General features: G+C 71.3%; 20 protein-coding genes. 10 read left to right on the plus strand and 10 right to left on the minus strand.

What is annotated here, in order from left to right; all coding sequences use genetic code 11:
- Nucleotides 1-24: 24 nt before the first annotated feature.
- On the minus strand, nucleotides 25-1866 hold the full coding sequence (locus COO58_RS02715) for a phosphoenolpyruvate carboxykinase (GTP) (protein WP_098743697.1): 1842 nt from the start codon (nucleotides 1864-1866) through the stop codon (nucleotides 25-27).
- A 136-nt stretch (nucleotides 1867-2002) separates the two neighbouring features.
- On the opposite strand from COO58_RS02715, the gene COO58_RS02720 reads away from it, so the two are divergent.
- Nucleotides 2003-2893: a GtrA family protein gene (locus COO58_RS02720; protein ID WP_245666890.1), complete on the plus strand. Its 891-nt coding sequence runs from the start codon at nucleotides 2003-2005 to the stop codon at nucleotides 2891-2893.
- A 63-nt stretch (nucleotides 2894-2956) separates the two neighbouring features.
- Entirely contained in the window at nucleotides 2957-3658 is a 702-nt protein-coding gene (locus COO58_RS02725; protein WP_091582129.1) for a GtrA family protein, read from the plus strand.
- Nucleotides 3659-3708: 50 nt separating this feature from the next.
- Here COO58_RS02725 and COO58_RS02730 read toward each other — a convergent pair whose 3' ends face one another.
- Both COO58_RS02730 and COO58_RS02735 read right to left on the minus strand, forming a co-directional pair.
- Nucleotides 3709-4278, minus strand: coding sequence for a PH domain-containing protein (locus COO58_RS02730; RefSeq protein ID WP_091582131.1), 570 nt, complete (start codon nucleotides 4276-4278; stop codon nucleotides 3709-3711).
- Nucleotides 4279-4420: 142 nt separating this feature from the next.
- Nucleotides 4421-5293 (minus strand): biotin--[acetyl-CoA-carboxylase] ligase, encoded by an 873-nt coding sequence (locus COO58_RS02735; protein WP_091582133.1) that lies wholly within the window; start codon nucleotides 5291-5293, stop codon nucleotides 4421-4423.
- A gap of 73 nt (nucleotides 5294-5366) precedes the next feature.
- On the opposite strand from COO58_RS02735, the gene COO58_RS02740 reads away from it, so the two are divergent.
- On the plus strand, nucleotides 5367-6950 hold the full coding sequence (locus COO58_RS02740) for an acyl-CoA carboxylase subunit beta (protein WP_091582135.1): 1584 nt from the start codon (nucleotides 5367-5369) through the stop codon (nucleotides 6948-6950).
- A gap of 48 nt (nucleotides 6951-6998) precedes the next feature.
- On the opposite strand, the gene COO58_RS02745 is transcribed toward COO58_RS02740, so the two are convergent.
- The 4 genes from COO58_RS02745 to COO58_RS02760 all read right to left on the minus strand — a co-directional run bounded on the left by COO58_RS02745 (nucleotide 6999) and on the right by COO58_RS02760 (nucleotide 10280).
- Nucleotides 6999-7865, minus strand: coding sequence for a hypothetical protein (locus COO58_RS02745; protein ID WP_091582138.1), 867 nt, complete (start codon nucleotides 7863-7865; stop codon nucleotides 6999-7001).
- Nucleotides 7858-8358 (minus strand): SigE family RNA polymerase sigma factor, encoded by a 501-nt coding sequence (locus COO58_RS02750; protein WP_091582142.1) that lies wholly within the window; start codon nucleotides 8356-8358, stop codon nucleotides 7858-7860. Before COO58_RS02750 ends, COO58_RS02745 begins: the two co-directional genes overlap by 8 nt.
- A 62-nt stretch (nucleotides 8359-8420) precedes the next feature.
- On the minus strand, nucleotides 8421-9404 hold the full coding sequence (locus COO58_RS02755; RefSeq protein WP_098743699.1) for a ketopantoate reductase family protein: 984 nt from the start codon (nucleotides 9402-9404) through the stop codon (nucleotides 8421-8423).
- A 132-nt stretch (nucleotides 9405-9536) separates the two neighbouring features.
- Nucleotides 9537-10280, minus strand: coding sequence for a M50 family metallopeptidase (locus COO58_RS02760; protein WP_098743700.1), 744 nt, complete (start codon nucleotides 10278-10280; stop codon nucleotides 9537-9539).
- A gap of 70 nt (nucleotides 10281-10350) precedes the next feature.
- Between COO58_RS02760 and COO58_RS02765 the strand changes: the two genes are divergently transcribed.
- Complete coding sequence (locus tag COO58_RS02765) at nucleotides 10351-10539, plus strand: hypothetical protein (RefSeq protein WP_369700167.1); 189 nt, start codon at nucleotides 10351-10353, stop codon at nucleotides 10537-10539.
- A gap of 127 nt (nucleotides 10540-10666) precedes the next feature.
- The gene (locus COO58_RS02770) at nucleotides 10667-11419 is read left to right on the plus strand and encodes a GH25 family lysozyme (protein ID WP_091582155.1); all 753 of its coding nucleotides are present in this window, start codon (nucleotides 10667-10669) and stop codon (nucleotides 11417-11419) included.
- An 80-nt stretch (nucleotides 11420-11499) separates the two neighbouring features.
- Here COO58_RS02770 and COO58_RS02775 read toward each other — a convergent pair whose 3' ends face one another.
- Together COO58_RS02775 and COO58_RS02780 are read right to left on the minus strand one after the other, a co-directional pair.
- Nucleotides 11500-11712, minus strand: a complete 213-nt coding sequence (locus COO58_RS02775) for a hypothetical protein (protein ID WP_091582158.1) — start codon at nucleotides 11710-11712, stop codon at nucleotides 11500-11502.
- 88 nt (nucleotides 11713-11800) lie between these two features.
- Entirely contained in the window at nucleotides 11801-13789 is a 1989-nt protein-coding gene (locus COO58_RS02780) for a serine/threonine-protein kinase (RefSeq protein ID WP_098743702.1), read from the minus strand.
- 91 nt (nucleotides 13790-13880) lie between these two features.
- Between COO58_RS02780 and COO58_RS02785 the strand changes: the two genes are divergently transcribed.
- A complete protein-coding gene (locus COO58_RS02785) occupies nucleotides 13881-14093 on the plus strand; it encodes an acyl-CoA carboxylase subunit epsilon (RefSeq protein ID WP_091582164.1) in 213 nt (70 codons plus the stop codon).
- Nucleotides 14094-14194: 101 nt separating this feature from the next.
- Entirely contained in the window at nucleotides 14195-14650 is a 456-nt protein-coding gene (locus tag COO58_RS02790) for a hypothetical protein (protein WP_091582168.1), read from the plus strand.
- Here COO58_RS02790 and COO58_RS31180 read toward each other — a convergent pair.
- Nucleotides 14623-15246 carry a hypothetical protein gene (locus tag COO58_RS31180; protein WP_176558727.1) on the minus strand — a complete coding sequence of 208 codons (624 nt, stop codon included), beginning with the start codon at nucleotides 15244-15246 and terminating at the stop codon, nucleotides 14623-14625. The genes COO58_RS02790 and COO58_RS31180 overlap by 28 nt on opposite strands.
- An 845-nt stretch (nucleotides 15247-16091) precedes the next feature.
- Between COO58_RS31180 and COO58_RS02805 the strand changes: the two genes are divergently transcribed.
- Genes COO58_RS02805 through COO58_RS02815 form a run of 3 tightly spaced genes read left to right on the plus strand, consistent with a single transcriptional unit; the run spans nucleotide 16092 to nucleotide 18456 of the window.
- On the plus strand, nucleotides 16092-17126 hold the full coding sequence (locus tag COO58_RS02805; RefSeq protein ID WP_255292677.1) for a S8 family serine peptidase: 1035 nt from the start codon (nucleotides 16092-16094) through the stop codon (nucleotides 17124-17126).
- A gap of 10 nt (nucleotides 17127-17136) precedes the next feature.
- Nucleotides 17137-17793 (plus strand): nucleoside triphosphate pyrophosphatase, encoded by a 657-nt coding sequence (locus COO58_RS02810; RefSeq protein ID WP_098743705.1) that lies wholly within the window; start codon nucleotides 17137-17139, stop codon nucleotides 17791-17793.
- 9 nt (nucleotides 17794-17802) lie between these two features.
- Nucleotides 17803-18456: an O-methyltransferase gene (locus COO58_RS02815; protein ID WP_098743707.1), complete on the plus strand. Its 654-nt coding sequence runs from the start codon at nucleotides 17803-17805 to the stop codon at nucleotides 18454-18456.
- Nucleotides 18457-18486: the final 30 nt, after the last annotated feature.

Here is an 18486-nt window from a genome sequence, read left to right on the forward strand (position 1 = left end):
CGGTGCGGGCAACCGGCACACCTGTTACTTCTGCGGCTCCGCGTCCAGCCGGGCGCGCAGCGCGTCCAGCTCGGCCCAGAGCACGCCGGGGAGCTTGTCCCCGAACTTCTCGAACCACTCGGTGACCAGCGGCAGCTCCTTGCGCCACTCCTCCGGGTCCACCTTCAGGGCGATCCGGACGTCCTCGGGCGTCATGTCGAGGCCCTCGACGTCCAGCGCGTCCTGCGCCGGGACCATGCCGATCGGGGTCTCCACCGCGTCGGCCGTTCCCTCCAGGCGCTCGATGACCCACTTGAGCACCCGGGAGTTCTCGCCGAAGCCCGGCCAGAGGAAGCTGCCCTCGGCGTCCTTGCGGAACCAGTTGACGTAGTAGATCTTGGGCAGCTTGGCCTCGTCGCCGTCGGCGCCCTTGCCCATCTCGATCCAGTGCCGGAAGTAGTCACCGGCGTGGTAGCCGATGAACGGCAGCATGGCCATCGGGTCGCGCCGCACCACGCCGACCGCGCCGGACGCGGCGGCGGTGGTCTCCGAGGAGAGCGTCGCGCCCATGTAGACGCCGTGCACCCAGTCGCGTGCCTCGGTCACCAGCGGGACGGTGTCCCGCCGCCGGCCGCCGAACAGGATCGCGTCGATCGGCACGCCGTTCGGGTCGTAGTAGTCCTCGGCCAGAATCGGGCACTGGGTGATCGGGGTGCAGAACCGGCTGTTCGCGTGCGAGGAGAGGTTGTCGCTCTCCGGCGTCCAGTCGTTGCCCTTCCAGTCGATCAGGTGGGCCGGCGGCTCACCCATGCCCTCCCACCAGATGTCGCCGTCGTCGGTGAGCGCGACGTTGGTGAAGATGGAGTTGCCGCGGTCCAGCGTGCGCATGGCGTTGGCGTTGGTCTTCCAGTCGGTGCCGGGCGCGACGCCGAACAGGCCGTACTCCGGGTTGACCGCGTAGAGGCGGCCGTCCGGGCCGAAGCGCATCCAGGCGATGTCGTCGCCGATGGTCTCGACCTTCCAACCCGGGATGGTCGGCTCCAGCATGGCGAGGTTGGTCTTGCCGCAGGCCGACGGGAACGCGCCGGCGATGTGGTAGACCTTGCCCTCGGGCGAGGTGATCTTGAGGATGAGCATGTGCTCGGCGAGCCAGCCCTCGTCCCGCCCCATCACGCTGGCGATACGCAGGGAGTAGCACTTCTTGCCGAGCAGCGAGTTGCCGCCGTAGCCGGAGCCGTAGGACCAGATCTCCCGGGTCTCCGGGAAGTGCGAGATGTACTTGGTCTCGTTGCACGGCCAGGCCACGTCCTGCTGGCCGGGCGCCAGCGGCGCGCCGATCGAGTGCAGCGCGTGCACGAAGTCGGCGTCGTCGCCCATCGCCTCCAGGACCGACGACCCCATCCGGGTCATGATCCGCATCGAGGCGACCACGTACGGGCTGTCGGTGATCTCGACGCCGAACATGGGGTTCTCGGCCTCGACCGGCCCCATGCAGAACGGGATGACGTACATGGTGCGACCGCGCATGCTGCCGCGGTAGAGGTCCGTCATCGTCCGCTTCATCTCGGCCGGCGCCATCCAGTTGTTGGTGGGGCCGGCGTCCGCCTCGTCGACGGAGCAGATGAAGGTGCGCTCCTCGACCCGGGCGACGTCCGTCGGGTCCGTCCGCGCGTAGAACGAGTTCGGCTTCTTCTCGGGATTCAGCCGGACCAGGGTGCCGTTGTCGACGAGTTCGTCGGTGAGGCGACGCCACTCCTCGTCGGACCCGTCCACCCAGACCACGCGGTCGGGGGTGGTCAGTTCCGCGACCTCACGTACCCAGGAGAGCAGTTTGGGGTGGGACGTCGGGGCCTGATCGATACCCCGAACAGTAGCCGGAGCAACCATGTCACATCTCCTTGTGGTCGACGCTGACCGATCTATGGGATGCACGAGCTCTGGCGGGCGAGTGCGCCGCCGTCGTGGAAACCTGGGATTGGGCTCAGCGTAAACCGGGCTGCCTCGCCAGTCAGTGGGACTGGTTGTGAAGAACTGCACAAGGTACGGCCACGCTGCGGCATCGCGATCTGATACCCGCTTTCGCGCGCAGTTTCACGCAAATCCTGCGGTGAACCTTCGCCGGCCCGGTCCGCCACCCGTCCGGTCACGACGTCCGATCCGCGGATGCACACGGGGATGTCACGAAAGGCGATTCCGTGATGTGCTCCACACATTCGTACAGCCGGTTACGCTCTGCTCACGGACCACCGAAAAGGGCGGCGGCTCGCCGGCGGGGAGGACCGAGCGGAACGCCGGCGTCCAAGTTGCCCCGGCCGACTCGCCGTTGCGGTCGGTCCCCCTACCGTGCAACCGGTACTCTCGGCGGGTGGCCGCGACGATGACCGGGGACCAACCGGGTGCCCCGCAGACCCGTCGGGGTCCGATCGGGGCTCTCCTCCACCGTTTCGGCCACCTGATCCACGAGTTGAGCAAGTTCGCCACCGTCGGCGGCTTCGCCTTCCTGGTGGACTTCGCCCTCTTCAACTATCTGGCGAGCGGTCGGGGCATGCCGCCCCTGGCGGCCAAGACGATCTCCACCGTCATCGCCGCGACCATCGCCTTCCTCGGCAACCGGTTCTGGACCTGGCGGCACCGCCAACGGTCCAACCCCGCCCGCGAGTACGCGCTGTTCTTCTTCTTCAACGGCGTGGGCCTCGGCATCGCGGTGGCCTGCCTGGCGATCAGCCGCTACGGCCTGGGGGCGATCTGGCCGGGGGTGTTCCAGACCCCGCTGGCCGACAACATCGCCAGCTTCATCGTCGGCACCGGCCTGGGCACACTGTTCCGGTTCTGGTCCTACCGACGGTTCGTCTTCGTCGAGGCGGGAACTCCCCCCGTTCCGGCAACGAGCCACGACCGAGAGTCCGGGGCGTGACCCACCGCCCATCCCGACCCGCCGGGCCCAGCCGGCCCTGCCCACTGCCCTAAGGTGTTCCGCATGCCTGGAGTCCGTCTGCTGCCCGAGCGCTGGCAGAAGTTCATCCACGAGGCGCTCAAATTCGGCATCGTCGGCGGCATCAACACCGTCATCAATTACGCGGTGTTCAATGCGTTGGCACTCACGGTTTTTCGCGACGGCCAGCTGAAGGCGACAGTGATCGCGACGATCGTCGCGACCATCACGTCGTATCTGATGAATCGTCACTGGACGTACCGCGATCGACCGAAATCGGCGCTACGGCGCGAATACGCCCTGTTCTTCCTGTTCAACGGCGCCGGCCTGCTCATCGAACTTGGTGTGCTGGCCCTGGCCAAGTACGGCCTCGGCGTCCACGGCCTGCTGGCGCTCAACGTGGCGAAGACGATCGGTGTCCTGCTGGCCACGCTCTTCCGTTTCTGGTCCTACCGCACGTTCGTCTTCCAGCCGGTGCCGAAGCACGCCGAGGAGACCTGGCACTCGGTGCCACGCGACGAGTGGGACAACGTCGCCGAGATGGACCCGGTGGCCGAGCTGGCCGAGTCCGTCAGCGAGCTGGAGGAGGAGGAACCGCCACTGGGCGCCGGAGGGCGGGCGGTGGCCGACTACTCCCCGCCCCAGGGGCGTACCGCACCGGCCGACGCCGGCCTGGGCGGCGCCCTCGGCGCGGACCTGGACGCGGAACTCGCCGCCGAGCTCCAACCGCGGCGCGCCCGCCGCTGACCGACCGACCTCGCCGCCCCCGCCCACCCGGACGGGGGCCGCGGCGTACGTCAGGACGGGTCGCGCAGCGGCTTGCCCTCGGCCATGTCGGCCAGGATCTCGCGCATCTCGCCGTCACCCAGGCTGTGCTTGTCGTGCTGGGCCTCGACCAGCTCGTAGAGCTTCGTCTGCACCCTGTCCACGTGCGGTACGTCGGCGAGCACCGACTGGCCCCGCTCGCCGGCCGACTCGATGGTGAGCGTGCCGCAGCCGAGCATCCGCTCGACGAACTTCTGGTGCATGGCGTGGTCGTTGATCCGGGTCAGCGGCAGGTCCCGCCGGTTGCGCGAGAACACCCCCTCCTGGAGCAGCACCCGCTCGTTGGTGAAGAGGTAGTGCGTGGTGCGCCAGACCAGGAACGGCCAGAGCCCCCACCACAACGCCAGCACCAGGCCGAGCCCGGCGATGGCGTAGAGCGCGATGGTGCCGCCGTCGCCGTCGGGCAGCAGGACCCAGCCCGCGACCACCGCCGCGACGGTGAGCACCAGCACCAGGATCGGCCGGATCAGGGCCTTCCAGTGCGGGTGCAGGTGCAGCACGACGTGCTCGTCCTCGGTGAGCACGTCTTCGGGGAACGCCACTTCGAACCTCCTCGCAGAACCGGACGCGCTGACCGTAACCGGCCGGCGCACCCCGGCGGCATCGGCCGCGCGGGCGGCTGCCCCGTGGGTGTTAAGAGGGGGCCCTTCCTCTACCGGAGGCGTTAATAGGGGGCCCTTCCTTTCACCTCAGGTGGAGCACGTCGCCGGCGGCGAGACGGAGCGTCTCACCGGCCGCGTCCACCAGGAGCTGCCCGTCCGGGTCCACGCCGGTCGCCGTGCCGTGCACCTCGCGGCCGTCCGGCAGCAAGACCCGCACCTGGCGGCCCACCGTGGCGCACCCGCCCAGGTACGCGTCGCGCAGCCCGCTGGCCACCGCGTCACCACCGGCGTCGCGCCAGCGCTCGTACCAGTCGGCGAGCGCGCGCAGCAGCGCCCGCACCAGCGGGTCCCGGTCGGTGGCGGTGGCGCCGGCGAGCCGGAGCGAGGTGGCCGGCAGGCCGGTCGGGTTCTCCGGCAGCTCGTCGGCGCGCAGCGTCACGTTCAGGCCGACCCCGACCACGATCGCCGGCGGTTGGGCGGCGTCGCCGGGTACCGCCTCGGCCAGCACGCCGGCGCACTTCGCGCCGTCGACCAGCAGGTCGTTCGGCCACTTCAGCCGGGCGTCCACCTCGGCCAGCCGGCGTACCGCCTCGACCAGCGCGACGCCGGCCAGCAACGGCAGCCAGCCGTACCCGGTGGCCGGCACGGGCGCCCAGCCGCGCTCGGCGACCGCCTCGCCCGGCCGGAGCAGGACGCTGGCCGCGATGCCGGCACGCGGCGGCGACTGCCAGACCCGGCCGCGCCGGCCCCGGCCGGCGGTCTGCCGCTCGGCGACCACCACCAGGCCCTCCGGCTCGCCGGCCCGCGCCGCCGTCACCACGTCGGCGTTGGTCGAGCCGGTCTCCGCCAGCAACTCCAGCCGGCGCCACGGCCCGTGCGGCGCGACCAGCGCGCGGCGCAGCCGGGCCGCCGACAGCGGCGGTCGGTCCAGGTCGGTGTACGGCGAGCCGGGCATCCCGCCAGCCTACGGCCCGGGGTGAGGCGCACTGCACAACCTCACGCACCTGAACCATCGTTATATTCCACGGGTGACTACCGAGACCGGGATCAACATCCACACGACCGCCGGCAAGCTGGCGGACCTGGAGCGACGGCTCGACGAGGCGGTGCACGCCGGGTCGGCACGCGCGGTCGAGAAGCAGCACGCGCGGGGCAAGAAGACCGCCCGGGAGCGGATCGAGATGCTCCTCGACGAGGGCTCCTTCGTCGAGCTGGACGAGTTCGCCCGCCACCGCTCCACCAACTTCGGGCTGGAGAAGACCCGCCCGTACGGGGACGGGGTGGTGACCGGCTACGGCACCGTGGACGGCCGGCAGATCTGCGTCTTCGCGCAGGACTTCACCGTCTTCGGCGGCTCGCTGGGCGAGGTCTTCGGCGAGAAGATCGTCAAGCTGATGGACCTGGCCATGAAGATCGGCTGCCCGGTGGTCGGGATCAACGACTCCGGCGGCGCGCGGATCCAGGAGGGCGTCGCCTCGCTCGGCCTCTACGGCGAGATCTTCTTCCGCAACGTGCGGGCCAGCGGCGTCATCCCGCAGATCTCGCTCATCATGGGCCCGTGCGCGGGCGGGGCGGTCTACTCCCCGGCGGTCACCGACTTCACCGTGATGGTCGACCAGACCTCGCACATGTTCATCACCGGCCCCGACGTGATCAAGACGGTCACCGGCGAGGACGTCGGCATGGAGGAGCTGGGCGGCGCCCGCACCCACAACGCCCGCAGCGGCAACGCGCACTACCTCGGCACGGACGAGGAGGACGCGATCGAATACGTCAAGGCGCTGCTGTCGTACCTGCCGTCGAACAACCTGGACGAGCCGGTGGTGTTCGACGCGCCGGCCGAGCTGGCGATCACCGACGAGGACCGGGAGCTGGACACGCTGATCCCGGACTCGGCCAACCAGCCGTACGACATGCACCGGGTCATCGAGCACGTGCTCGACGACGGCGAGTTCCTGGAGGTGCAGCCGCTCTACGCGCAGAACATGGTGGTCGGCTTCGGCCGGGTCGAGGGCCGCCCGGTCGGCGTGGTCGCCAACCAGCCGATGCAGTTCGCCGGCACGCTGGACATCGCCGCGTCCGAGAAGGCCGCCCGGTTCGTCCGCACCTGCGACGCGTTCAACGTCCCGGTGCTGACGTTCGTGGACGTGCCCGGCTTCCTGCCCGGCACCGGTCAGGAGTGGGACGGCATCATCCGCCGGGGCGCGAAGCTCATCTACGCGTACGCCGAGGCGACCGTCCCCAAGGTCACCGTGATCACCCGCAAGGCGTACGGCGGCGCGTACGACGTGATGGGCTCCAAGCACCTGGGCGCGGACCTGAACTTCGCCTGGCCGACCGCGCAGATCGCGGTGATGGGCGCACAGGGCGCGGTGAACATCCTCTACCGCTCCGAGCTGGCCAACGCCGAGGACCCGGCCGCGGTCCGGGCGGAGAAGATCGCCGAGTACGAGGACACGCTGGCCAACCCGTACATCGCCGCCGAGCGCGGATACGTGGACGGGGTGATCCCGCCGCACGAGACGCGTACCCAGATCGTCCGGGCGCTGCGGGTGCTGCGCACCAAGCGCGAGACGCTGCCGCCGAAGAAGCACGGCAACATCCCGCTGTGACCACGCCGTCGGCGCCCCTGCCGGGAGAGCGGCGGGGGCGCCGACGTGTCAGCAGCCGGGGTGGGCGGCGACGCACATCCGCCGGACCGCGACCCGGGCGAGTTCGCGCAGCTCCGCCTCGCTGCCGTCCACCCTGGTCGAGAGCACGGTGACGAGGTCGCCGACCCGCACCACCGCCTGCTCCCTCGGCCCACTCGGGTCACCGATCGGCGCCCCGGTGTCGAGGCGCCGGGCCCGCTCGACGGTGTGCCGCAGGATCACCGACTCGTCACCGGCGAAGCCCCGGTCGACTTCCTGCCAGGAGTGGACGACCTCCGCCTGCACCGTCCGGTTCCGCCACTCGACCGGGCCGGTGGCCCGCCACGTGCGGCAGGGCGCGAGCAGCGCGGGCAGCCCGTCGAACAGCCGCTCCCCGTCCTCCGGCGCGAGCCGGTGGAGGTCCTGCGAGGCCAGCACCTGCCCCTCCGGTTGCCCACCGGTGCCGCGCCGCTCCCGCACGAGGCTCACCGACCGCGAGTAGCGGGACCTCGTCCACCCGGTCCCCAGGCCCTGGTCCTGCCGGCAGACCTCCAGCATCCGGTCCAGCCGGATCTCCTCGCCGAGGTACGCCTCGCTCCACGGCGTGGTGACGGCCGGACGCAGGTCCGACGGTTGCAGCAGCGCGTCGGCGGGCACGTCGGTGGCGCGCCAGGCGGTCGCCGACGGGCTGGCCGCGGCCGGCACCGGTGGGGTGCCACGGTCGGCCGCCACGAACGCGGCCCCGGAGGTGAGCGCCAGCACCGCCGCGGCCGCGGCGGCCACCGTGCGGCGGCTGCGGCGGCGGGCGCGGGCCCGCAGCTCGGCCGGCTCCGGCCAGCGGACGGTGTGCAGCTCCCGCTGCATCAGGTCGATGAACGCCGGGTCGTCGTCACGCATCGGCGGGCTCCTCCAGATCCACGACCGTGAGCAGTTCGGCCAGGGCGGCACGCCCCCGGGACAGCCGGGCCTTGACCGTGCCCACCGGGGCCTCGGTCTCCCGGGCCACCTCGGCGACCGGCATGCCGACCAGGTAGTAGAGCGCGATGGCGACGCGTTGCTCCTCCGGCAGACGCCGCAGGGCCGCCACCACCTCGAGCGTGTCGGTGTTCGGGCCGGGCACGCTCTCCTCGGCACCGTGTCGCAGGTAGGCCCGGGCCCGGCTGCGCAGGCTGCGCCACCGGCTCACCGCGATCCGGCTGGCCACCACCCGCAGCCAGGCCTCCGGGTCGTCGTACCCGCGCACCGTCGACCACCGCTGCCAGGCCCGGATGTACGCCTCCTGCACGGCGTCCTGCGCCTCGGCGAGGTTGCCGGTGAGCACGTAGACGAAACCGAGCAGCCGTTGCCGGCTCCCCCGGTAGAACTCGTCGAACCCGTCGACGTCCGGCACCTGCTACCTCCCCCGTGACGGTCGCAGGAGAGACGCCTGGCGCACCGGGTGCGGTTGCCCGCTCAGCCGACCAATTTCTCCAGCTCGGCCACCGGGAACCCGCCGGCCGGGATCCGCTCGCGGACCGCCCGGCGGACCGCTACCTGCACGGCCGCGTTGACCGGGGTGGGCACCCCGTGCAACCGCCCGAGCAGCACGATCTCCCCGTTGATGTGGTCGGTCTCGGCCGAGCCGGCGCCCCGGGCCAGGCTCTGCCAGGTGGAGCCGCCGGCGCGGTCCTCCCCGTCGACCGGCCGGTAGGCCACCAGGTCGCCACGTTCGGCGGCCTCCTCGTCGCGGTTGGTGTGCGGGATGCCGGCGGCGGCCAACGCCGCCTCGCCCTCGGCGCGCACCCGCGTCGACAGCGACTCCGGCATGTCCCGGCCGAGCAACGCCTGGAGGCCGTTGCCGAGGTTGACCAGCAGCTTGCCGTACTTCCAGCGCATCACGTCGCCGCGGACCGGGGCGACGAAGCCGGCGGCGGTCAGGTCGGCGGCGACCGCCCGGCTGGTGTCGTCGGCGCCGCTCGGGTAGCGGCCGAGGTGCAGCATGCCGGGATGGGGGTGCCCGTTGGCGACGACCACGCCCGGCTCCAGGTGGGTGGCGGGCAGCCAGACGCAGACCGGGTGCACCCGGGCGAAGAGGCGCAACGCGGCCGGCTCGTTCGCCACGCCGTTCTGGGCGAGAAGCACCGGCAGCCGCTCGGCGGCCGTTCCGCCGCCCTCGACCGGGGCGTCCGCCCACGCGGTCAGCGCCGCCTGGGTGTCCTGCGACTTGACCGTCAGGACCAGCACGGTGTCGGCCGGCAGCGGCGCGCCGTCCGGGCCGGCCACCGCCGGCAGCCGGCCGGTCACCGTCCGCTCCGGCGTCCGCAGCGTCAGGCCCCGCTCCCGCACCGCGTCCAGGTGCGCGCCGCGCGCCACCAGCGTCACGTCCCGGCCGGAGTCGGCGAGGAGTACGCCGATGGTGCCGCCGACCGCGCCCGCCCCGATGATCACGTATCGCATTCGTCCGATTCTGCCCCGTCCCGGCGAGGGCCGCTGTCCGGCGCGGTCGGTCCGGGCCGCGATCGCCGTCCGCCGTGCCAGGCCGGCCCGGGCTGGGTCGGGCCGGGACGTGCCGGGTCAGGTCGGAACGGGTCAGCCGGTGAGGCCGACGTCGGCGAGGAGCGGACCGGTCAGCAGCAGCGTGCCGGCGACCAGCGCGCCGAGCGCCACCAGCAGGAAGAACCCCACCCAGAACAGCGGCGGGAACGGCGTCAGCCGGGCGAGCTGGTCGGCGTCCGACTGGGGCATCCGGCCCCGGCTGCGTTGACGTCGCAGCTCGAACACCGGTCGCACGCCGCCGACGAGCAGGAACCAGATCGAGGTCCAGGCGAAGGCGGCCTGCACCTCGGGCGGGGTGTACCAGGAGACGGCGAGCACGATGCCGCCGGTGACCAGCAGCGACAGCGCGCCGAACAGGTTGCGGATGAGCACCAGCATGGCCAGCAGCAGCGCCACCGCCAGCCAGAGCAGCAGCGTGATCCGGTTGCCCGCGAGCAGCCACGCGCCGCCGAGGCCGAGCAGCGACGGGGCGACGTAGCCGGCGAGCAGCGTGAGGATCATGCCCGGCCCGTCGGGACGACCGGCGGAGAGCGTCAACCCGGACGTGTCCGAGTGCAGCCGGATGCCGTGCAGCTTGCGGCGGGTGAGCAGCGCCATCAGCGCGTGGCCGCCCTCGTGCGCGATCGTCACCGCGTTGCGGGCGATCCGCCAGGGCACCCGGGCGGCCACCACCGCGACCGCCACGACGGCGGTGAGCACCACCAGCAGCGGTGGTGGGTCCGGCTGGGCGCTGGTCAGCGTGTCCCAGAGCGTGGTCAGGCCGTCGATCAGGGGCATGGGCGGGGAGCCTACCGCCCCGAGCCGTGTCGTTCGACCGGCCGCGTCTCATAGAGACCGGCTGGTCAAGATGCAGCTCTACGCGATCGCCCGGATCCCGTTCTGTCTGCTGGTCGAGCAGGACGACGACAGCCGCTCGCTGCGGCTGCACCGGCTCGACGGGGGTCACTACGTCGAGGACGCCGTGGCCAAGGCGGGTGAGACGCTGAGCGTCACCGAGCCGTTCCGCTGGGCGATAGACCCGGGCACCCTCCGCTGATCCGGAACCACCCCATCACCTGGGATCACGACAACCGTCGATGAAAATTTCCTTGCACCCTATTGCGATCTAGGGCACTTAACTCCAAAGATGGGCGTCAATCAGTAGACGTCCTCTGGAGGCATCCATGGCCCACACCAGGTTCTCCGTACGCCGGCTGTTCGCCGCCGGCCTGACCGTCGCCGCCACCGCGGCCGCGGCCCTCGTGGCGACCGCCGGACCGGCCGCCGCCGCGACCACGCCCGGGATCGACGTCTCCCGCTACCAGGGCAGCATCAACTGGACCAGCGTGCGCAACGCGGGCATCCAGTTCGCCTTCATCAAGGCCACCGAGGGCACGAGCTACAAGGACCCGAACTTCAACTCGAACTACGTCAACGCCTACAACGCGGGCGTGATCCGGGGGGCGTACCACTTCGCCCGGCCCAACATCTCCGCCGGCTCGACCCAGGCCAACTACCTGGCCAGCAACGGCGGCGCGTGGTCCGCCGACAGCCGCACCCTGCCGGCCGCGCTGGACATCGAGGGCAACCCCTACAGCGGCGGCTACTGCTACGGCCTGAGCACCACCGGCATGCGCAACTGGATCCAGGACTTCCTCAACACCTACCGGTCCCGCACCGGCCGGTACGCGGTCATCTACACCACGACGAGCTGGTGGAACCAGTGCACCGGCAGCTGGACCGGCCCGTGGGCCAACCACCCGCTGTGGCTCGCCCGCTGGGCCAGCTCGCCCGGCACCCTGCCGGCCGGCGCGCCGGTGTGGAGCTTCTGGCAGTACACCAGCACCGGCAGCGTCTCCGGGATCAGCGGCAACGTCGACCGCAACTACTGGAACGGTGACCGGAGCCGGCTGATCGCCCTGGCCAACAACACCTGACCCGCGCCCGTCGTCACCGGGACCGCCTCGCCACGGGGCGGTCCCGCTGTCGTCGTACCGTCGGGGTCGTCGTCGCCCGGTCAGGCCCGGCGGCGTGCGGTGGCCGGCACGGGCACCGCCGTGCGGCGGGTCCAGCGCCACGCCGCCACCCCCGCGAGGGTGAGCGTCAGCACGCCGAGGATCGCGACCGGCGCGGACAGGCCGGCGCTGACCAGGAGCAGCACGACGTCCCCGAGCGCGACGAGCATCCACAGTGCCAGCCGGGTGCCGGTGTCCCTGCGTCGGTAACCCATGTCGCACCTCCTTCCGTCGTCAGAGGTGTCCATACCCCCGAGGACGGAAAGCCATGCGAACACGTTTCGTGACGGCAGGATTCCCGAGTCAGTTGACGCGGTCGGGCTTGAAGCCCTTGGTGATGACGTCGAAGGCGGCGAGGTTGGCCTCCCAGTCCTTCGCCGGCACCTCCCAGCGCAGCGCGTAGCCCCGGTTGCTGGCCGTCGCCACGCCCCGGTTGCGCACGTGGAAGCGGGTGCCGTTGTCACGCGTCTCCAGCCAGTCCCAGTCGGCGCAGGTGCGGTAGTAGCCCTTGCAGGGGACGATGTCGACCAGCTGGTAGTTGTTGACGCGCGAGCGCCGGTACGGCTCCTGCTCCCGCCAGTCGGCGAGCGCGTCCTTCTCCGGCCGGTCCGTCCACTGCATGAACAGCACCCGGCGGGCACCGCCGGTCTCGTAGAGCACGACCTGGTTGTTGCCGGGCCGGGCCTGCCAACCGTTCGGGATCGGGACCTGGAAGCCGTTGGAGCCCTTGTAGTAGCGCCAGCCGGACGGCAGCACGAAACCCGACGCGGACGGGCTGGCCGACGGGGACGGACTGGTCGACGGGCTGCTCGGCGAGGCGCTCGCGCTGGGCGGGGCGGCACTGGCGCTCGGCGCGGGCGGGGCCGCCGACCCCACCGAGCTGCCGGCCGTCGGTTGACCGCCGTCGCCGGAGTCGTCGCCGTTGTTGAGCAGCGGCAGCGCCACCGCCAAGCCGACCAGCAGCACCAGCACCAGCGCGCCGATGAGGAGGTTGCGCCGGTTCGGCGCCGTCTTCGTCCCGGGCAGCACGGTGGCCCGCCCGGTCGACGAGGCGGGGCTGACCGGCGCGGCGCTCAGTGGCGCGGGGCTGACCGGCGGGGCCGGGCGCTGCGCCGGGGCGGCGGGAACGGGCTCGCCGTCGAGGCGGGTCTCGTCCAGCGCCGGGTCGGCGTCGTCCACCCGGGTCTCGTCGACCGGCGGGGTGGGGTCGAGCTTCGTCGTCGGCTCGGCGGTCGGCGGGGTCACCTTCGCGGTCGGGCCGGCGTCCGAGGTGGGCGCCGGCACCTTCGCCGTCGGGTCAGCGGCGGCTGCCGCCGCGCCCCCGGTGGCGGCGACCGCGCCGGCGGCCGAACTGTCCGCGCGTTCGGCCTCGTCGGCCGGGCGCGGCGCGGGCACCAGCGGCGGTCGCGGCAGGCGGGGACCGTTCGGCCCCGGCCGGCGTACGCCGTCCAGCAGTGAAATGCCCTTGGCCCGCCGACCGGCGGCCTTGCGCAGCATGCGCTCCGCCACCTCGGCGGTGATCCGCTCGTCCGGGTCCTTGCGCAGCAGGCCCTGGAGGACGGGCTTGAGCGGCCCGGCGTTGCGCGTCGGCGGCAGCGGCTCGGTGGCGAGCGCGGCCAGCGTGGCGATCGCCGACGGGCGAGCGTAGGGCGACTTGCCCTCGACGGCGGCGTAGAGCGTGGCGCCGAGCGACCAGAGGTCGGCCTCGGGACCGGCGGTGCCGTCGCGGGCGCGCTCGGGCGAGATGTACGCGGGCGAGCCCAGCACCATGCCGGTGCGGGTCACGTTCGGGTCGCCGGGAATGGTGGCCAGGCCGAAGTCGGTCAGCACCACCCGGCCGTCCTCGCCCAGCAGCACGTTGCCCGGCTTGACGTCGCGGTGCATGATCCCGGCCTTGTGCGCGGCCTTCAGCGCGCCGAGCACGCCCAGCCCGATCTCGACCGCCTTGGCCACCGAGACCGGACCGTCCTCGGCGATGGTGTCCTGCAACGACTTCGACGCGACGTATTCCATGACGATCCACGGGTCGCCGTCGGTGCGCAGCACGTCGAAGATGCGGACCACGTTGACGTTGTTGAGCCGGGCGATGGCCCGCGCCTCACGCAGTGAGCGTTCCCGCATCTCGCGGCGCTCCTCCGGGGTGAGGCCGGGCGGCGGGACCAGTTCCTTGATGGCCACGTCCCGGTGCAGCACCTCGTCCCGCGCCTTCCAGACGCGGCCCATGCCACCCTGGCCGAGCGGTGACAGCAGCCTGTACCGGTCGGCGACGAGTTGGGGGAGCGCGTTCGACATCGCTGAAACCGTACCCGGCCGCCCCGACGCACACACCGCCGGCACGCCACTGTGCGACGAAGGTCGAGTTCCGGACGCGTACCCTGGGCCCATGTCTGCCGAAGAGCCGATGTTCCGGATCGTCCGTGGCGTGCCCACCGCCGAGGAGCTGGCCGCTCTGGTCGGCGCGATCGTCGTGCGCACCCGGCCGGTCGCGGCCGCCGCGCCGGCCGCCGTCTCGCACTGGTCCCGCAGCGCCCGCCCGGCCGGCGCGAGCCCGATCGCCGGTCCCGGCGCGTGGCGCGCCTCAGGTCTCCCCCGCTGAAACCTTCCCCGCGTACGGGACCCGTACCGGGACTGCCGGGATCCGCGCGGAGCCATTAACCTCACTCAGGGAAACCGTGCGGTGACGGGCAGGGAGGTCCGATGATCCCGGAGGACGACCGGCCAGCCGGCTGGCTGCGCGACTACGGCGGCATCGAGGCCGACATCCGACAGATGCGCGAGTTCGCCGACCGCCTGCAGGACGAGGTCACGCGCAACTACTCCCCCCACCTGTCGTACATCGCCGACGACATGAAGGCCCCGGTGCCCAACCCGGCCGACGCCTTCGTCGAGCTGGTGCAGTTCATGCAGGCCCACCACGAGACCCAGAAGGCCGCCGTGAGCGCGGTGTGGGACCTTGCCCCCGCCACCGGCCGGCTGGCCGACGCCGCCGGCCGGATCGCCGCCCACTACGGCGACGCGGACGCGTTCTCCTCGGCCCGGGTCGCCGACGTCGAACGGGCGCTCACCACCCCGTCCACCGCCGTCACCCGTCCGACGCCGCCCCTGGCCGACCCCACCGCACCCGATCAGGGGCAGCAGGTGGTCCTGCCGTGATCGAACGGGGCGGCGGACGCACCGCCGGGCTCACCGACTGGCAGCTGATGGACGTCTCCAGCATGTGGGCGTGCCTGCAGGACCAGGACACCACCGGCCAGTGGAAGCAGGTCGCCGGCTGGCGGAAGGTCTGCGACCTGGCCCTGGCGCACCTGAGCCGGTTGCGCGAATACCGGCGAGGGCTCGCCGAGGCGTGGCCGCCCGAGACCAACGCGGCCGCGCGGGCGTACGTCGCCGAACTCGACCAGCTCATCGAACGCGTACAGCACACCCACGACGCCGCCGCCGCGAACTACGACGCGCTGGCCGCCGCCGCGCGCGCCATCGGCAGCGCCCGCACCGAACTGCGACCGCTCTACGACGAGTACGCGACCAAGCTGCGACAGAAGCAGGCGTACGAGACGACGGTCGCCGACCCGAAGGCGGTGGCGGGCAGCCGGCTTCCGGAGCGGCCCCCGGTGACGGACGACGACCTGGAGCGGTTGAACGTCAGGGCACGCGGGTTGATGACGGGATTGAGCGGAGAACTCCAGCAGGCCCAGGTCATGCTGCGCCAGCCTCCGCAGAGGCCCGTTCCAAAGGTCGATGAGGTCCACGCAGGATCCGAGAGCCCGGCGCCCACGATCCCCCCCATTATCCCCGTAGCGGTTTCAACCACTGCCGCAAGCAAGCCGCGTGATCCCCGCACAGCGGTGCGCCCAACTCCTATGCCAACAGCGCCTAGCGTTGGCCCCGTCCTCGGCGGTGCAAGCTCGACTCTTAGTCCGCCACCGTCGCTAGCTCCGCCAACGGGTCCGACGGCTTCACCAGGCGTTTCACCAACGGTGGGTGCCAGCCCAGTCATCCCCACAGGCCCCAGGCCTTCCACGCCGCCTCCAGCCTCTCGGCCCTCTCCGTTGGGAGAGCCGATTCGTGGAGGCGCAAGTTCGGGTCCGGCTTCCCCCGGCACTCCTTCACGCCCACCGCTCGGAGGCCTGATAGGAGGAAGTCCTCACGGACTGACACCCCCTTCCGCCGGCTCTCCTCGTCGGGTGAATCCCATCGGTGGCGTAATTGGAGGCGGCGCAGCCGGAACTGCTCCCACCGGAGGTGCCGGTTCACGACCAGGTATCGGGCGCCAAATCCAGCAAGCCAATATGGGAGGCTTCCATCCACTAGGTGGCAGCCCTGCCGCAGCCAGTCCTGGCACCTTCGGTCCGTGCAACCGAGCATCCAGGCGTCTAGAGCCCGGAACCAGAAGCACCTCGGATCCTGATAGCCCTTGGAAGACGGAGGAGGGGGTCGACCCCGTCGTCAAAGCCCCTGAGGATGAAGGGCCTATAGACCCAGGTCCGGCAATTGGATTCAACCGGTGAGGATTGCGTGGCTCTGGATCATTACAGCCACGTACGCGCTAGCTTCCACCAGCCAGCCGTTCCATCTTCGCAGCAACACTTCCGCGATAGAAGAAGAGCGCCAGTGGCACCTGAAGTCCTTGCATGCACTCGAGGCTCATGCTCTAAGCCAAGGTGAGGGCGTAGTAGTCGCAGTGCCTGACAGCGGCGTGAGCCCGCACCCCGACCTCGCAGGCAGCTTGGTACCAGGCACCGACATTATCCCGGGCGGATCGGGTAATGGGTTAAGCGATACAGATGGCCATGGAACCGGGATGGCCGGACTGATTGCCGCTCACGCCAAGAACTCCTCGATCGGAGCGCTGGGCATCGCGCCGAGGGCCAAAATTCTCCCAATTTACTCATCTCCCGCCCATCGAGACGGGACTTCTGAGGCACTCGCAGAAGGAATAGATTACGCCGTTTCCCGTCACGCACAGGTAATCAGCGTCTCCGCAACCGGCGCTCCCGATGCTCATCTGCAACGTGCCGTCAAGGCCGCCATTCAAGCGAATGTTACAATTGTCGCGGCCGCCGGCAATATAGGCACGTCTTCACTCGTCGGCTATCCAGCTAGCGAGCCGGGCGTTATCGCGGTTGGTGGAGTTGATCGCAATGGGAACCATGCCGCCATCTCGGTCAGCGGGCCGGAGATCGATGTCGTTGCTCCCGCTGTAAACATTTATAGCACCGGGCTTAACGGAGGCTACCGGGTCGGCACCGGCACGTCCGATGCCACCGCGATCGTGGCTGGTGCCGCCGCGCTCATCCGCTCCAAATACCCCAGCCTCCCCGCCGCAGAGGTCGCGCACCGACTGACCGCGACCGCCGTCGACAAGGGACCACCTGGCCGCGACGACCAGTACGGCTACGGGGTGATCGATCTGGTCGCCGCGCTCACCGCCGACGTCCCTCCGCTCGGCTTCGAGTCGACCGGCGTCACCGCCCCGGCCCCGACCGCCGCCGCACCCGACGCCCGTGGCGACAACGGCACCGCCCGAGGGCTCGCGACCCTGGGTGCCCTGCTGGCGGCGGGCGGCGCCTACCTCGTCTGGCGTCGTCGACGACGTGCCGACGACCCGCCACCGAGAATCAGCCGGTAGCGTCGGCGGGGTGCTGAACTCCGTGCCGTTGCGTCTCGTGCTCGCCTCGCAGAGTCCCGCCCGCCGCAAGCTGCTCCAGGCCGCCGGGATCGAACCCGACGTGCTGGTCAGTGGTGTTGATGAGTCGCTGGTGGTCAGCGAGCGGGCCGAGGACCTGTGTCTCGAGCTGGCCCGGCTGAAGGCCCAGGCCGTACTCGGTCGCCTGCGGTCCACCGCGGAGGAGCGCACGCTGGTGCTCGGCTGCGACTCGGTGCTCGCGTTCGACGGGGAGATTCTCGGCAAGCCGGCGGACGCGGCGGACGCCACTCGGCGGTGGCGGCGGATGCGTGGGCGCAGTGGCGTGCTGCACACCGGGCACTGCCTGATCGACGTGGTGCACGAGTCGCGCGAGGAGGCGGTCGCCTCGACCACGGTGCACTTCGCGGACATCAGCGACGAGGAGATCGCCGCGTACGTGGCGACGGGCGAGCCGCTGGCGGTGGCCGGCGCGTTCACGATCGACGGGTTGGGCGGAGCGTTCCTGGCCGGCATCGAGGGCGACCCGGGCACGGTGGTGGGTCTGTCTCTGCCCCTGTTGCGTCGGCTCCTCGCCGAGTTGGACCTTCGCATCGTCGATCTGTGGACGAAGGTCGCGCCGGGGGGCCAGGAGATCGAGCATCTCGGCTAACGTCCGGGCATGAGCACGAAGCCGCTACCGCTGACCCCGGAACTGCACGCCTATCTGGTGGCCCACGGGTCCGCCCCCGACGAGGTGGTCCGCGACCTGGCCGAGGAGACCCGGGCGGCCCTTCCGGCCGAGGCGGACATGCAGGTCGCTCCGGAGCAGGCGGCGTTCCTGACCTTCCTGACCCGGTTGCTCGGGGTGCGGCAGGCGGTGGAGGTGGGGACGTTCACCGGTCTCTCCTCACTCGCGATCGCCCGGGGGCTGGCCGACGGTGGTCGACTGACCTGCTTCGACATCTCGGCGGAGTACACCGACGTGGCCCGGCGTTACTGGGCCCGCGCCGGGGTACAGGACCGGATCGAGCTGCGCATCGGGCCGGCCGCGGACGGGCTGCGCGAGCTGCCCCGGGAGCGTCACCTCGACTTCGCGTTCATCGACGCGGACAAGGTCGGCTACCCGGTCTACTGGGACGAGCTGGTGCCCCGGATGCGTCCCGGCGCGGTGATCGCGGTGGACAACACGCTCCGGGCCGGTCGGGTGCTCGCCCCGCGCAACGCGGACGATCGGGCGATCGCCGCGTTCAACGACGAGGTCCTGGCCGACGTCCGGGTGGAGGCCGTCATGCTCCCGATCGCCGACGGGGTCACGCTCGCCCGGGTGCCCTGAACCAGTTCGCCGAAGTGGCGGTATCGAGGC

This window comes from Micromonospora sp. WMMA1996, assembly GCF_002573675.1.
Taxonomy (GTDB): Bacteria; Actinomycetota; Actinomycetes; order Mycobacteriales; family Micromonosporaceae; genus Micromonospora; species Micromonospora sediminicola.

Coding starts and splice junctions, on each gene's coding strand:
- COO58_RS02715 (WP_098743697.1), bottom strand. CDS start 1,866: ATGGTTGCTCCGGCTACTGTTCGGGGTATCGATCAGGCCCCGACGTCC.
- COO58_RS02725 (WP_091582129.1), top strand. CDS start 2,957: ATGCCTGGAGTCCGTCTGCTGCCCGAGCGCTGGCAGAAGTTCATCCAC.
- COO58_RS02735 (WP_091582133.1), bottom strand. CDS start 5,293: ATGCCCGGCTCGCCGTACACCGACCTGGACCGACCGCCGCTGTCGGCG.
- COO58_RS02745 (WP_091582138.1), bottom strand. CDS start 7,865: ATGCGTGACGACGACCCGGCGTTCATCGACCTGATGCAGCGGGAGCTG.
- COO58_RS02755 (WP_098743699.1), bottom strand. CDS start 9,404: ATGCGATACGTGATCATCGGGGCGGGCGCGGTCGGCGGCACCATCGGC.
- COO58_RS02760 (WP_098743700.1), bottom strand. CDS start 10,280: ATGCCCCTGATCGACGGCCTGACCACGCTCTGGGACACGCTGACCAGC.
- COO58_RS02765 (WP_369700167.1), top strand. CDS start 10,351: ATGCAGCTCTACGCGATCGCCCGGATCCCGTTCTGTCTGCTGGTCGAG.
- COO58_RS02770 (WP_091582155.1), top strand. CDS start 10,667: ATGGCCCACACCAGGTTCTCCGTACGCCGGCTGTTCGCCGCCGGCCTG.
- COO58_RS02775 (WP_091582158.1), bottom strand. CDS start 11,712: ATGGGTTACCGACGCAGGGACACCGGCACCCGGCTGGCACTGTGGATG.
- COO58_RS02780 (WP_098743702.1), bottom strand. CDS start 13,789: ATGTCGAACGCGCTCCCCCAACTCGTCGCCGACCGGTACAGGCTGCTG.
- COO58_RS02785 (WP_091582164.1), top strand. CDS start 13,881: ATGTCTGCCGAAGAGCCGATGTTCCGGATCGTCCGTGGCGTGCCCACC.
- COO58_RS02790 (WP_091582168.1), top strand. CDS start 14,195: ATGATCCCGGAGGACGACCGGCCAGCCGGCTGGCTGCGCGACTACGGC.
- COO58_RS02815 (WP_098743707.1), top strand. CDS start 17,803: ATGAGCACGAAGCCGCTACCGCTGACCCCGGAACTGCACGCCTATCTG.